This window comes from Jiella soli (genome assembly GCF_020615385.1).
Classification (GTDB): Bacteria; Pseudomonadota; Alphaproteobacteria; order Rhizobiales; family Rhizobiaceae; genus VKMB-3413.
The window spans coordinates 17479-30720 of the sequence record NZ_JAJAVB010000005.1; the positions used below are offsets into that span (position 1 = coordinate 17479).

10 protein-coding genes and 1 tRNA gene are annotated in these 13242 nt (G+C 66.6%); 8 read left to right on the top strand and 3 right to left on the bottom strand.

Annotated elements, in window-relative coordinates:
• Positions 1 to 169: 169 nt before the first annotated feature.
• On the top strand, positions 170 to 1516 hold the full coding sequence (locus LH400_RS04440) for a peptidoglycan DD-metalloendopeptidase family protein (RefSeq protein WP_229151473.1): 1347 nt from the start codon (positions 170 to 172) through the stop codon (positions 1514 to 1516).
• A 163-nt stretch (positions 1517 to 1679) separates the two neighbouring features.
• On the opposite strand, the gene LH400_RS04445 is transcribed toward LH400_RS04440, so the two are convergent.
• Entirely contained in the window at positions 1680 to 2555 is an 876-nt protein-coding gene (locus tag LH400_RS04445) for an ATP-binding protein (protein WP_229151474.1), read from the bottom strand.
• A gap of 129 nt (positions 2556 to 2684) precedes the next feature.
• Between LH400_RS04445 and yajC the strand changes: the two genes are divergently transcribed.
• The 5 genes from yajC (at position 2685) to LH400_RS04470 (ending at position 9111) form a co-directional block, all read left to right on the top strand.
• Positions 2685 to 3029: a preprotein translocase subunit YajC gene (gene yajC, locus LH400_RS04450; protein ID WP_229151481.1), complete on the top strand. Its 345-nt coding sequence runs from the start codon at positions 2685 to 2687 to the stop codon at positions 3027 to 3029.
• Positions 3030 to 3189: 160 nt separating this feature from the next.
• Complete coding sequence (gene secDF / locus LH400_RS04455) at positions 3190 to 5769, top strand: protein translocase subunit SecDF (protein ID WP_229151482.1); 2580 nt, start codon at positions 3190 to 3192, stop codon at positions 5767 to 5769.
• 7 nt (positions 5770 to 5776) lie between these two features.
• Positions 5777 to 6166: an Mth938-like domain-containing protein gene (locus LH400_RS04460; protein WP_229151475.1), complete on the top strand. Its 390-nt coding sequence runs from the start codon at positions 5777 to 5779 to the stop codon at positions 6164 to 6166.
• A gap of 43 nt (positions 6167 to 6209) precedes the next feature.
• Positions 6210 to 7040, top strand: coding sequence for a phytoene/squalene synthase family protein (locus tag LH400_RS04465; RefSeq protein WP_229151476.1), 831 nt, complete (start codon positions 6210 to 6212; stop codon positions 7038 to 7040).
• A gap of 175 nt (positions 7041 to 7215) precedes the next feature.
• Complete coding sequence (locus LH400_RS04470) at positions 7216 to 9111, top strand: DUF4153 domain-containing protein (RefSeq protein WP_229151477.1); 1896 nt, start codon at positions 7216 to 7218, stop codon at positions 9109 to 9111.
• On the opposite strand, the gene trmFO is transcribed toward LH400_RS04470, so the two are convergent.
• Both trmFO and LH400_RS04480 read right to left on the bottom strand, forming a co-directional pair.
• Positions 9077 to 10498: a methylenetetrahydrofolate--tRNA-(uracil(54)-C(5))-methyltransferase (FADH(2)-oxidizing) TrmFO gene (gene trmFO, locus LH400_RS04475; protein WP_229151478.1), complete on the bottom strand. Its 1422-nt coding sequence runs from the start codon at positions 10496 to 10498 to the stop codon at positions 9077 to 9079. The two genes, LH400_RS04470 and trmFO, sit on opposite strands and share 35 nt — an antisense overlap.
• Before the next feature lie 562 nt (positions 10499 to 11060).
• The gene (locus tag LH400_RS04480; RefSeq protein ID WP_229151479.1) at positions 11061 to 11204 is read right to left on the bottom strand and encodes a DUF1127 domain-containing protein; all 144 of its coding nucleotides are present in this window, start codon (positions 11202 to 11204) and stop codon (positions 11061 to 11063) included.
• Positions 11205 to 11600: 396 nt separating this feature from the next.
• Here LH400_RS04480 and LH400_RS04485 point away from each other — a divergent pair.
• Together LH400_RS04485 and tig are read left to right on the top strand one after the other, a co-directional pair.
• Positions 11601 to 11685, top strand: a tRNA-Leu gene (locus LH400_RS04485).
• Positions 11686 to 11767: 82 nt separating this feature from the next.
• Entirely contained in the window at positions 11768 to 13132 is a 1365-nt protein-coding gene (tig, locus tag LH400_RS04490) for a trigger factor (protein WP_229151480.1), read from the top strand.
• The last annotated feature ends 110 nt before the right edge of the window (positions 13133 to 13242 follow it).

Here is a 13242-nt window from a genome sequence, read left to right on the forward strand (position 1 = left end):
AATAGCTGGCGATAGCCGGCGCGAAGACCGGCGAAACGGCCGGTCGCGGACTGTTGCGGAAATGTCTCGAAGCCTGGAATCGGCCTTTTAAAGCGATGACTTAACCGGGCGGTAATACTAACGCGGTTCTATTGTCGACGATTGGGTTTTGCGTACCAGAGGAACTGCGATGCGTTTCCAAGTGCTGAGCCGTTTGCGCCGACAGCTCGTCGGATCGGTGGGTGTGGCCCTGGTTGCGGGCCTGATGGCTGGCTGCAGTGCCGATACCGTGCGGTTCGACGACGGTTTCTATACCGGCTCCGTGCCGCAGAGCGTGCCGACGCAGACCGCCGCGAATCAGGCCTATCCGGCGAACCAGCCGTATCCGGGCAACCAGGCCTATCCGGCCGGCGTCGACCAGATGAGCACAGGCGCGATCTCGCGGCCGGGGCCGGGTGCGTCGCAGCCGACCTATTCGCCCGGCTATCCCCAGGCGGTCCCGGGCGCGGGTTCTTCGCAGGTCGTGCAGCAGCACACCCTGCCGCCGCCGCCTGCGCCGGATTATCGCAGCCCGGCTCCGACCGCGCAGGCGATGCCTGCCGGCGGCTCCGCCTCGCAGCCGGTCTCGGCAAGCGACGCCGGCCCGACGCGCGGTGCGCCGCCGACCACTCTGCAGGAACAGGCCGCCCGTATCGCCGCTCCGACCGAGCGGCCGGCCGACCAGCCGCGGGTTTCGCAGCCTCGGCCCGCGCCGACGGCTTCGGCACGGACTGCGGGCTCGGTCACGGTCGGTTCGGGCGATACGCTCCTGTCGATCTCGCGTCGAACCGGCGTTTCCGTCGCGGATCTGAAGCGGGCCAATGGCCTCGACAGCGATACGATCCGCCTCGGGCAGACCATTGCCGTGCCGCAGGGCGGCCGTGTCCCCGCGAAGGAGACGACGCGTGTCGCGACCGCCGAACCGGCGATGGCGACACCTGACAAGCGCCCGGCGCAACGCGAGGAGAAGCCTGTGTCGGCACCGGTCGCCGAGCCGCAGACTGCGGAGAAGGGCGACCGGCCGTCCGTCGCGGTTGCCGCCCCGGCGCCGACGGCTCCGGCTTCGACGATCAAGCAGGAGACCAGCACCAACGTTGCTGCCGTCGCGCCGAACTCCACCGGCATCAGCGGCTTCCGCTGGCCGGTGCAGGGCCGGGTGATCAACCGCTTCGGCGAGAAGGTCGGCGGGCGCCGCAATGACGGCCTCAACATCTCGGTGCCGCGCGGAACGCCGGTCAAGGCCGCCGAGAACGGCGTCGTCATCTATGCCGGCGACGGGCTCAAGGAGTTCGGCAACACGGTGCTCGTCAAGCACGATGACGGTCTCGTCACGGTCTATGGCAATGCCGAGAGCCTGGAAGTGTCGCGCGGCGATAAGGTCCGGCGCGGCCAGCAGATCGCCAAGTCCGGCATGTCCGGCGACACCGACGTGCCGATCCTGCACTTCGAGGTGCGCAAGAACTCCGCGCCGGTCGATCCGACCAAATATCTGCAATAGCCGTTCCCCCCGCGGCCCTGGCCGCGGGAAAGCGAACGCCGCCCTTCCGGCAACGGATCTCCGATGTCCGCAGCCGGCCTGAACGCCGACCTCCAGGCGTGACTAGACCCGGCCGCGCACGTTTCGCGCGACCGGGTCAATTCTTTTGGTCTTGGCGCTGCGTCTAGAGGCTCTGTCCGCGCCGGCCGGCGAGATCCTGGATGAACTGGAAGGCGACGCGTCCGGACCGGCTGCCGCGCGTCGTCGCCCATTCCAGCGCCTCGCGGTGGATGGCCTCGCGCTCGCTGCCCGCATCGAGGCCATAGGCCGCGACATAGGCGTCGATCATCGCCAGATATTGGTCCTGGCTGCAATTGTGGAAGCCGAGCCAGAGACCGAAGCGGTCCGACAGCGAGACCTTCTCCTCCACCGCTTCGCCCGGATTGATCGCCGTCGCGCGCTCGTTCTCGATCATGTCGCGCGGCAGGAGATGGCGCCGGTTGGACGTCGCGTAGAAGAGGACGTTGGCTGGCCGGCCTTCGACGCCGCCCTCAAGTGCGGCCTTCAGCGACTTGTAGGAGGCGTCGCCCGTATCGAAGGAGAGATCGTCGCAGAACAGGAGGAAGCGATGGCTGCTGGCGCGCAGGAAGCCCATCAGCCGCGGCAAGTGCTCGATGTCCTCGCGGTGGATCTCGACCAGCTTCAGCCGGGAAGCGTCAGTGGGAAGGGCGGCGCCGACCGCCGCGTGAACCGCCTTCACGAGTGACGATTTGCCCATGCCGCGCGAGCCCCACAGGAGCGCGTTGTTCGCGGCCAGCCCGCGCGCGAAGCGGTCGGTGTTGTCGAAGAGGATGTCGCGGGAGCGGTCGATCCCCTTCAGGAGCTCGATCGGGATGCGGTTGACCTGGCGTATCGGCTTCAGCGCCGCCGGCGGCTCGAAGACGAAGCAGTCGGCCGCCTCGAAATCCGGCGAGGGAGCGGGTGAGGGCGCCAGCCTTTCCAGGCTTTGGGCGATCCGTTCCATCGTGGTGGCGAGGCTCTTCAGTTCCGCCGCGTCCATGCTGATCCCCTCATTCGGTGCGCCGGAGCCCTCCCGGAGCGCCAGCTTGTTGCATTAGGGGCGACCGATCGTATATTCCGCGGACGTCGTAAAGGCTTAGACGCCTGCCAATTTTCCAAGAGGTCGATGATGTTCGTGTCCGAGGCTTTCGCCCAGGCAACCGGTGGCGCCACCGGCGGCGGAAGCGAGATTCTGATCAGTGTTCTTCCCTTCGTCGCGGTCTTCGCGATCATGTACTTCCTCATCATCCGGCCGCAGCGCTCGCAGATGAAGAAGCGGGAGGAGATGCTGAAGAACATTCGCCGCGGCGATACGGTGATCACCGGGGGCGGAATCATCGCCCGCGTTACGAAGGTGCTCGACAGTGGCGAGCTGGAGGTGCAAATCTCCGATCAGGTTCGCGTCCGGGTGCTCCAGTCGATGGTGACGGAAGTGCGGGTGAAGGGCGAGCCGACCGCAGCAAACGCGAAATAGGTCTGCCCAAGCGCAACGCGCCTCCTTCCTTGAGGAAGTGGGACGTTTTGCCTTAGAATGACGATATTCCGGCCGCATGAGCGCGGCCACTTGCGGCAAGAAAAGCCGCGCGCGGCCTGCGTCGGTCTGAACGACGCGACCGATGACCCCCGAGACCGCCATGCTGTATTTCTCGCGCTGGAAGACGATCCTCATCTGGTTGACCGTCCTGGTCGGTGTCGTTTTCGCCCTGCCCAACGTCCTCGGCAAGCAGACGCTGGCGGATCTGCCGTCCTTCGTGCCGAAGGATCAGGTGACGCTGGGCCTCGATCTGCAGGGCGGGTCCTACATCCTGCTGCAGGTAGACCGGGAATCCTTGATCAAGGACCGCCTGCAGTCGGTGCGCGACGAGGTCCGGCAGATCCTGCGGACGGCGCGTGTCGGATATTCGGCGATCAGCGACAACGGCACCACGGTCACCGTGCGGCTGCGCGATCCGTCCCAGGCTGACCAGGCGCGCGAGGCTCTCGCGGATCTCACCCAGCCCGTCTCCGGCGGGCTCCTCAGCGGCGGCACGGTTCAGGAAGTCGCGATCGAACAGCCGCAGGCGGGCGTCCTCAACGTCTCCCTCACCGAGGAGGGCATCAGCTACCGTGTAACCAACGCGGTCTCGCAGTCGATAGAGGTGGTCCGCCGCCGCGTCGACGAGCTCGGCACGACCGAGCCGCTGATCCAGCGCCAGGGGCAGGACCGCATCATGGTCCAGGTGCCCGGCCTCGGCGATCCGCAGCGGCTGAAGGCGCTCCTCAACCAGACCGCCAAGCTGACCTTCCGCCTGGTCGACCAGAGCGAGTCGCCGGATGCGGTCGCCAGGGGTGGCCGTGCGCCGGCCGGCTCCGAACTCCTCTACACCAACGACAATCCGCCGCAGCCGGTGCTCGTCCAGAAGCAGGTGATGGTGTCGGGTGAAAACCTCACCGACGCGCAGGCCGGCTTCGACCAGCAGACCAACCAGCCGGTCGTCAACATCCGCTTCGATTCGCAGGGCGCGCAGCGCTTCGGCCGGGTCACCCAGCAGAATGTCGGCAAGCCCTTCGCGATCGTCCTCGACAACAAGGTGCTCTCGGCTCCCAACATCCGCGAGGCGATTCTCGGCGGCCAGGCGCAGATCAGCGGCAACTTCACCGTCCAGTCGGCGAACGACCTCGCCGTGCTGCTGCGCGCGGGTGCCCTGCCGGCGACCTTGAACATCATCGAGGAGCGTACCGTCGGGCCGGGCCTCGGCGCCGATTCGATCGCCGCGGGCGAGAATGCCGGCATCATCGGCGCGGTGCTGGTCGTCGTGTTCATGCTGGCGGCCTACGGCTTCCTCGGCGTCATCGCCAACATCGCGCTGACGGTGAACGTGATCCTGCTCTTCGCCATCCTGACGCTGATCGGCTCGACGCTGACGCTGCCCGGCATCGCCGGCATCGTCCTGACCATCGGCATGGCGGTCGATTCCAACGTGCTCATCTATGAGCGCATCCGCGACGAGCGGCGGCAGGGCCGTTCGGTGATCCAGGCGATCGACATCGGCTTCCAGAAGGCGTTGGCGACCATCCTCGACGCCAACATCACCACGCTGATCGCCGCCGTGGTCCTGTTCTTCCTGGGCTCGGGCCCGGTGCGCGGCTTCGCGGTGACGCTGGCCATCGGTATCATCACCACCGTCTTCACCGCCTTCACCCTGACCCGCTGGCTGGTCGCTGAATGGGTCCGCCGCCGCCGCCCGAAGGAGCTTCCGAAGGGCTATGTCCGCCTCGTTCCGGAGGTTACCCGCATCCCCTTCATGAAGGTGCGGTTGCAGATGTTCGGCGTGTCGATGGCGCTTTGCCTCGCCTCCATCGTCGCCCTTGGGGCGGTCGGGCTCAATTTCGGGATCGACTTCACCGGCGGCACGCTGATCGAGGTACAGGCGAAGTCCGGCAATGCCGACATCGGTGATATCCGCCAGCGCCTCGGCGCAGCCGGGGTCGCGGATGCCCAGGTCCAGGAGTTCGGAACGCCGCAGGAAGCGCTGATCCGGATCGGCCAGCAGGGCGCCGATGGCGACGCGACGCAGGCGTCGCTCGTGACCAGCGCGCAGCAGTCACTTACCGCCGACTACGATATCCGCCGCACCGAGCTGGTGGGGCCGACGGTTTCGGGCGAGCTGGCCTGGGCGGCGATCATCGGCGTCGTCACCGCGCTCTTCGCCATCCTGATCTATGTCTGGTTCCGCTTCGAGTGGCAGTTTGCCATGGGAGCGATCATCGCCACGATCAACGACGTGATCCTGACGCTCGGCTTCCTGGTCCTCACCCAGCTGGAGTTCAATCTTTCGACCGTCGCGGCGATCCTGACGATCGTCGGCTATTCGCTGAACGACACCGTCGTCATCTACGACAAGGTCCGCGAGAATCTCAGACGGTTCAAGAAGATGCCGATCGGGCAGATGCTCGATCTGTCGGACAACGAGATGCTGTCGCGCACGACGATGACCTCGTTGACGACGCTGCTGGCGCTTCTCGCCCTGTTCGTCTTCGGCGGTGAGGTGATCCGGTCCTTCGTGGCGTCCATGCTCTTCGGCGTGGTGATCGGGACGTTCTCCTCGATCTTCGTCGCTGCGCCGATCCTGATCCTCTTCAAGCTGCGCCCGGCGGACTTCGCTGCGGCCAAGGAGGATGCCGAGGCGGCGCGCAGCGGAACCACCGGAACGGCGACGCCCGGTCAGGCCTGAGCGGATCATGGCCAAGGGAATCGAGATCCGGGAAGCCCACTTCCCGGGCCGCGCGCCGATCACCGCCTATGGCAATGGCGGCTTTCGCTTCGCCGACATGTCGCATCGCGGCTCGATCCTGTGCCTGCCGTCCGGGATCTACGGATGGAGCGCCACCGCAGAGGCGCCTTTCTCGGGTGAGCGCCTGCAGAAGGTCCTCGAGGAGGCAGAGGAGATCAGCTTCCTCCTGTTCGGAACGGGCAAGGACATTCGCCGCCTGCCGGCCGCCCTGGCGGAACGATTGCGCAAGGGGGGAATTTCCTGTGATCCGATGTCGACCGGCGCGGCTGTCCGGACCTTCAACATCATGCTGTCCGAGGGCCGTCCGGTCGCCGCCGCACTGATCGCCGTCGAGTGAGACGAAGCCGCTGCGCATCTGCGCGCCGGTTGCGAGGAACGCCATGACCGACACGCCCGACGAGGCCATGGCCCTTCTGGAGGCCGAAGATCGCGACCGGGCCCTCTCGCTCGTCTTCGCGCCGCAGAAGGTGCGTGCAGATCTTGCCGCGCTCTACGCCGTCAATGTCGAGAGCGCGCGGGTGCGCGATCAGGTCAGCCAGCCGATGCTGGGCGAGATCCGCCTCCAATGGTGGCGCGACACGCTGACGGACGAGGCCAATTCGTCCTCGGGCAATCCGGTCGCCGCCGCGCTGCTGGGTTCGATCCACCGCCACGACCTGCCGCGGGCGGCGTTCGACCGCTTCTTCGAAGCCCGCATCTTCGATCTCTACGACGATCCTATGCCCGATCGCGCGGCCTTCGAAGCCTATGCCGGGGAGACGGCCTCCACGCTGATCGTGCTCGCAGCCACGATCCTGTCGCGCAGCGACGCCGATCGGATAGCCGACGCTGCCGGCCATGCGGGCGTCGCGCAGGCCGTTGCCGGCGTCCTGCGGCTTCTGCCGGTCCATCGGGCGCGGCGGCAGGTCTATATTCCGAAGGACATGCTCTCGGCCGTGGGCTGTTCGACCGAGGAACTGATCGCCGGATCGGGCGAGGCGCCCTTGCGGGCGGTCTCGGCGATGGTGGCCTTCGGCCGCGAGCACGCGAAGGCCGCCCACGAACACTATGCCGCCGTGCCCGCTTCGGTCCGGCCTGCCTTCCTGCCGGCACTTCTGGCGGTGCCATATTTGGACCGCATCGAACGCGCAGGTTCGGACATCTTCAACCGGCCCGTCGAGATCGGCCCCCTGAGCAAATCCTATCGCTACTGGCGCTCGATGCGCGGCTGACTGCCGGGGCGAGCACCCGCCGGCACCGCGACGGGAGAGGGGCTGAGGCTCGACCCGCCGGATGCGATTGGGGAATCGCATTGGACACAGGACAGCGGCAGTGCGGCCGGACGGCCCGAGGGGTCGTGCGCTTCGGTCGGCAGATGGGGACGAATCGAGGGGCATGAACGAGGGGATGGCGACACGCGCACAGCGCGGGCTGGCGCGGTTCTCCGGTCAGTTGGCGCGCGGTGCGGGGCAGGCGGCGAGCCGGTTTCCGCTGGCGGCGCTGATGATCGTCCTGATCGCGCTCCTGTCGAATCTCGCGATCGAAGACGTCTACGTTCCCGACGAGGCCAATCTCGCCTGGCTGCTGGCCGCGCTCTACGGCGCCAGCGCAAGCTCGATCGTCGCTGTCGTTGGGCTGGAAGCGCGGCGCGCTGGCGCAATGCTGCGGCTGGCCGCCTCCGCGATCGTCGCCGGGGCGGTCGGGCTCGCAACCTATTTCGGGCGTGACTTCGGAATCTTCGCGCCGCCTCTGGTGGTCGCCGCGACGTTTGCGGTGCCGCTTGCGCCCTATGTGCTCCGCCGCGACCAGCTGCGGTTCTGGACCTTCACGCTGTGGACGGTCGTGGGCGCGGCGCTTGCCTTCCTGTCCGTGCTTCTCTTCGTACTCGGCCTGTCGGCCATCCTGGAGATGATCCGGTTCCTGTTCGAGGTCGGCCTGTCTTCGCGGGCCTACGAACACATCTTCGTCACCGCCTTCACCCTGGTCGGGCCGCTCTTCGCGCTCGGGCGCATCCCGGCGGAATTCGACGAGACGGTCGCGACGGACGGCAGCGACAGGCTGGTCGCGGGCCTGAGGATCCTTCTGGTCTGGATTGCCGCGCCGCTCGCGCTCGCAACCGCGGTCGTCCTGCATCTCTACGCCGCCAAGATCGCTCTCACCGGTCATCTGCCGAAGAATGAGATCGGCTGGATCGGGACGTTCTACGCCTTCCTGGTCCTGTCGCTCAGGATCTCCGGCGAGCCGTTCCTGCGCGACCGCGGGCCGGCGATTCGCCTGTTCTCGCGCGTGTGGGCCGGCATTCTTGTCCTGCCCCTCCTGCTGCTGGCGCTGGCGATCGGGGCCCGGCTCGGTTCGGAAGGCGTCACCCTGGCGCGCTACTTCGTGGCGCTGGCCGCGATTGCGGCGGCTCTCGTGCTCGCAGCGCAACTCCTGCCGCGCGGGCGTTCCGACGTCCGTGTGATGGCAGGCGTGCCCGTCCTGCTCCTTGCGCTGTCGTCCTTTGGGCCATGGGGTGCGGCCGCTACGGTCGGGCGAAGCCAGTCGGCGCGGCTGATCGCCGAATATGCGACGCGGGTCCCCGGATCCGAGATGATCCGGCTGCGCAACACCAAGCGCTCGGATGCGGCGCATGCGCAGATCCGCTCCCGCCTCGCGGCGCTCGACGACGCGGGCGAACTCGATCGGATCCTGCCCTATCTCGAGCCGGAACTCGCCACGCGCGTCGCTATGGCAGAGGAGCGCCGCCCGGACGATGCGATGGATGTGCTCGTCGGGGGGCTGGGACTCGTGCATGTCGCCACCGCGTCGACCGCCCGCGGTTTCACCGCGCTACGCCAGCCGGTCGTCGATATCGCCGGTTTCGACCGGGCGACCATGGAGCAGGTCGTTATTGCCTCCACGCTCCAGACCGATGCGTCCGCCATGGAGACTGAGGCCGGTCAGGTCGCGCTGCGCTTTTCCGACGAGGAGCTTGTCGCGGCGATCGGCGGCGTGGAGGACAGGTTTCCGATCGTTGAGGGCGTCGGCGGACTGTCGGAGACGATCTTCTCCGGCGATCCGGCCTCGACCAGCGCGCCGGTCCTCGACCTGACGAGCCCGTCTGGCCGGCACGTCCGCCTGGCCATCCGGCAGCTGGTTCAGCAGGCACCGGGCGGCGCGATCCTTTCGGCCACGCTGTCTTTCTATTTCCGGTCCGCCGAATGGTCGCCCGCCGGACCGCCGGCCGATGCCGACCGGGCGACAACGCGCCCGTCGGCGGGGAAGACCGTCACTCGGCCGCTTGAGCGATCGTCTGCCGATTGAGCCACGCAGAAAAGTCGGTGAGCGCCCGTCGCCCGAGCGCCTTCTTCTTGGCGATCGCCTTTTCCTTGCCGCGGAAGCGCTTCTGCCCCTCGGGCTTCTCGATTGCGCCGGGCTCCAGCGGCGCGAACAGGCCGAAATTGACGTTCATCGGCTGGAAGGACCGCTTGCCGCCGTCCTCCTCGTGGGAGAGATGGCCGCCGGTGATGTGGGCGATGAGCGCTCCCGTCGCCGTGGTCTGCGGCGGCGGCGGGACATGTTCGCCGCGCGCCTCTGCGCTGGCGAAGATCCCCGCCATCAGTCCGATCGCGGCCGATTCGACATAACCCTCGCAGCCGGTGATCTGTCCGGCGAAGCGCACATGCGGGCGCGCCTTGAGGCGCAGCGTCTCGTCGAGCAGCACAGGCGAGTTGAGGTAGGTGTTGCGGTGAAGGCCGCCGAGGCGCGCGAACTCGGCCTTCTCGAGACCGGGAATCATCCGGAAGATCTCGGCCTGTGCGCCGTATTTCAGCTTCGTCTGAAAGCCGACCATGTTGTAGAGCGTGCCCAGCGCGTTGTCCTGCCGCAGCTGCACCACGGCATATGCCTTCGTCTCGGGATCATGGGCGTTGGTCAGGCCCATCGGCTTCATCGGACCGTGGCGCAGGGTTTCCGGTCCGCGCTCCGCCATCACCTCGATCGGCAGGCAGCCATCGAAATAGGGCGTGCCCTCCCATTCCTTGAAGGCGACGCGGTCGCCCTCGACGAGAGCTGCGACGAAGCGCTCGTAGGTCTCCCTGTCGAGCGGGCAGTTGATGTAGTCCTTGCCCGTGCCGCCCGGGCCGACCTTGTCGTAGCGCGACTGGAACCAGGCCTTGTCCATGTCGATCGAATCGAAATGGACGATGGGGGCGATCGCGTCGAAGAAGGCGAGGGCGTCCGCACCGGTCGCCTCGCGGATCGACGCGGCGAGCCCCGGCGCCGTCAACGGACCCGTCGCGACGATGGCCGATCCCCACTCCTGCGGCGGCAGTCCTGGCACCTCTTCACGCTCGATCGTGATCAACGGATGCGCGGCGATCGCCTGCGTCACCGCATCCGCGAAACCTTCGCGATCCACCGCGAGCGCGCCGCCTGCCGGCACCTGATGAGAATCGGCCATCCGCATGATCAGCGAGCCGGCGAGCCGCATCTCGGCATGGATGACGCCGACCGCATTGGCCTCGGCATCGTCGGAGCGGAACGAGTTCGAGCAGACGAGTTCGGCCAGCCGGTCCGTCTTGTGCGCGTCGGTGCCGCGGACGGGCCGCATCTCGTGGAGGATGACGGGAATGCCGCGTTCGGCGATCTGGAACGCGGCTTCGGAGCCGGCGAGCCCGCCGCCGACGATGTGGATGGGTTGGTTTGTCATTGCAGGAATTTATCAGCCCGGGAGGCGTCGTGAAAGGGCGGCGCAGCACCCCGAAAACAACAACACCCGCCGGGGGAGGACCGGCGGGTGTCGTTTTGATGACCCGTCCTGGGAGGAGGATGGACGGGCCGCTCTCCGCTCGGGCCCTGGGAGGAGGATGGGCCCTTGCGAATCCCTTGATCTCATGGCGCCCGTCGGGGGGAGGACCCGACGGGCGACTTATGATGGCCTGCCGATTGGGAGGAGGTTGGCAGGCCGTTTCCGCTTTGGCCCGGGAGGAGGTGGGCCTACACGAAACCTTGAATTTCTGGCGCTCGCCGGGGGGAGGACCCGGCGAGCGTCTTTTGATGACCCGTCCTGGGAGGAGGATGGACGGGCCGCTCTCCGCTTGGGCCCTTGGGAGGAGGATGGACCCTCGCGAATTCCTTGATCTCTTGGCGCTCGCCGGGGGGAGGACCCGACGGGCGACTTATGATGGCCTTGCCCTGGGAGGAGGATGGGCTTGGCCGCTCCGCTCAGGCCCTGGGAGGAGGATGGGCCCTTGCGAAACCTAAAGTCCGTGTCAGGCGACCGTACGGCGCGCCACGGACGGGATGTCGGTGCGGGAGATGCCGAGATCGGCAAGCTCGCGCTGCGAAAGTCGGCTCAGCTCGTTGACGGTCTCGCGGTAGCGGCGCCAGTTGCTGTAGGAGCGGATCAGGTTCATCGGTAGTCTCCGGATGCTTATCTAATCGATTTAGGGGCTCGGCGCGGTGGTCAGCGCCCTTGCCTCGTTGACCAGCAATTTATGGACCCGCCCCGCCGCGTACCAGAGCCACCTCCGCATGGCAGCATTGCATTTTGTGCAACGCAGCAAGAGAGGGGAAAAAGACAATTTATTCAGATGTTTGTGGTTCTCTCCGCGCTTCACGGCCGGGCGAGGCGGGGCAGATGGCGCATGGCTGGAGCGGCCGCCATGCGCCGAAACTCCATCGCGGCGGGCCGCTAAGACGGCTCGGCCCGACGGAAAAGCCGGTAAAACTGCCAGGATTTACCCTTTCGTGCCCAGACTCGCGGTGATATAGAGTCGCGCGCCTCGCGACGTCCGTGGCTGACGCGCCGTGCGGGTGTGGCGGAATTGGCAGACGCACTTGGTTTAGGTCCAAGCGCCGAGAGGCATGGGGGTTCAAGTCCCTCCACCCGCACCATTGCCGTTTTCACCAGGGTTTCATCGCTGATCCGGCGGACGGGAGCGCCGCCGGGTATAACAAGATCAAGAAGGTATCGAGAATGCAGGTAACGGAAACCAAGGCCGAGGGCCTGAAGCGCGAGATCGAGATTGTCGTGCCCGCCTCGGATCTTGAGGCGCGCCTTCAGACGCGGCTTTTCGAAGCCAAGGACCGGGTGCAGCTGAAAGGTTTCCGGCCGGGCAAGGTGCCGGTGTCGCACCTGCGCAAGATGTACGGCAAGTCGCTGATGGCGGAGATCGTCAACCAGATCCTCAACGAGACGCCGAACTCGATCATCGCCGAGCGCAAGGAGCGCTCCGCCATGCGTCCCGAGGTCGCCATGACCGAGGACGAGGGCGAGGCCGAGAAGGTCCTGTCCGGCGAGAGCGACTTCAAGTTCACGCTGTCCTACGAGACGCTGCCGGCGATCGAGTTGAAGGAGACGAGCGGCATCAAGATCGAGCGGCCGATCGTCGAGGTCTCCGACGAGGAGGTCAGCGAACAGGTCGAGCGGATCGCGCAGAATGCGCGCACCTACGAGCCCAAGGACGGTGCCGCCGAGGATGGCGACAAGGTGACGATGGACTTCGTCGGCAAGCTCGATGGCGAGCCCTTCGAGGGCGGGGCGGCGACCGACAGCGATCTGGTGATCGGTTCGGGCCAGTTCATTCCCGGCTTCGAGGACCAGCTGGTCGGCGTCAAGGCGGGCGACGAGAAGGTCGTCGAGCTGACCTTCCCCGAGGATTACGGTGCGGGGCATCTGGCCGGCAAGGCCGCGACGTTCGACGTCACGGTGAAGGCCGTTGCCGCGCCGACCGAGACGACGATCGACGACGAGACCGCCAAGAAGCTCGGCCTGGAATCGCTGGAGCAGCTGCAGAAGCTGGTGCGCGACCAGATCCAGAGCCAGTACGGCATGGCCACTCGGCAGAAGGTCAAGCGCCAGCTGCTCGACGCTCTCGACAAGGACTACGACTTCGAATTGCCGGAGAAGCTGGTCGAGGCCGAGTTCAACAACATCTGGAATCAGGTCCAGAACGAGCTGAAGCAGAGCGGCAAGAGCTTCGAGGACGAGGACACGACCGAGGAGAAGGCGCGCGAGGAATATCGCCGTCTCGCCGAACGCCGCGTGCGGCTCGGCCTCGTCCTGTCCGAGATCGGCGAGAAGGCCGGCGTCCAGGTGACGGACGAGGAACTGCAGCGGGCGATGTTCGAGCAGATCCGCCGCTATCCGGGCCAGGAACAGGAAGTCTACAAGATGTTCCAGGAGAACCCGGACGCTGTCGCCAGCCTGCGCGCGCCGATCTACGAGGAGAAGGTGGTCGACCATCTCCTCGAGCAGGTCGAGGTCAACGACAAGACGGTCACCAAGGAAGAGCTGATGGCCGAGGACGAGGACGACAAGGAAGCGGCACTCGCCTCCTGAGGCGAGGCAAAGCCTCGATCGTCTTTCATGCGGATGGGCCGGCGCAAGCCGGCCCTCAGACTGCTGACAAACCCCTGGCTATTGCCGGGGGTTTTTGATTCACTCGGTCA

Coding starts and splice junctions, on each gene's coding strand:
- LH400_RS04440 (WP_229151473.1), top strand. CDS start 170: ATGCGTTTCCAAGTGCTGAGCCGTTTGCGCCGACAGCTCGTCGGATCG.
- LH400_RS04460 (WP_229151475.1), top strand. CDS start 5,777: ATGGCCAAGGGAATCGAGATCCGGGAAGCCCACTTCCCGGGCCGCGCG.
- tig (WP_229151480.1), top strand. CDS start 11,768: ATGCAGGTAACGGAAACCAAGGCCGAGGGCCTGAAGCGCGAGATCGAG.
- secDF (WP_229151482.1), top strand. CDS start 3,190: ATGCTGTATTTCTCGCGCTGGAAGACGATCCTCATCTGGTTGACCGTC.
- LH400_RS04465 (WP_229151476.1), top strand. CDS start 6,210: ATGACCGACACGCCCGACGAGGCCATGGCCCTTCTGGAGGCCGAAGAT.
- LH400_RS04470 (WP_229151477.1), top strand. CDS start 7,216: ATGGCGACACGCGCACAGCGCGGGCTGGCGCGGTTCTCCGGTCAGTTG.
- yajC (WP_229151481.1), top strand. CDS start 2,685: ATGTTCGTGTCCGAGGCTTTCGCCCAGGCAACCGGTGGCGCCACCGGC.
- LH400_RS04445 (WP_229151474.1), bottom strand. CDS start 2,555: ATGGACGCGGCGGAACTGAAGAGCCTCGCCACCACGATGGAACGGATC.
- trmFO (WP_229151478.1), bottom strand. CDS start 10,498: ATGACAAACCAACCCATCCACATCGTCGGCGGCGGGCTCGCCGGCTCC.
- LH400_RS04480 (WP_229151479.1), bottom strand. CDS start 11,204: ATGAACCTGATCCGCTCCTACAGCAACTGGCGCCGCTACCGCGAGACC.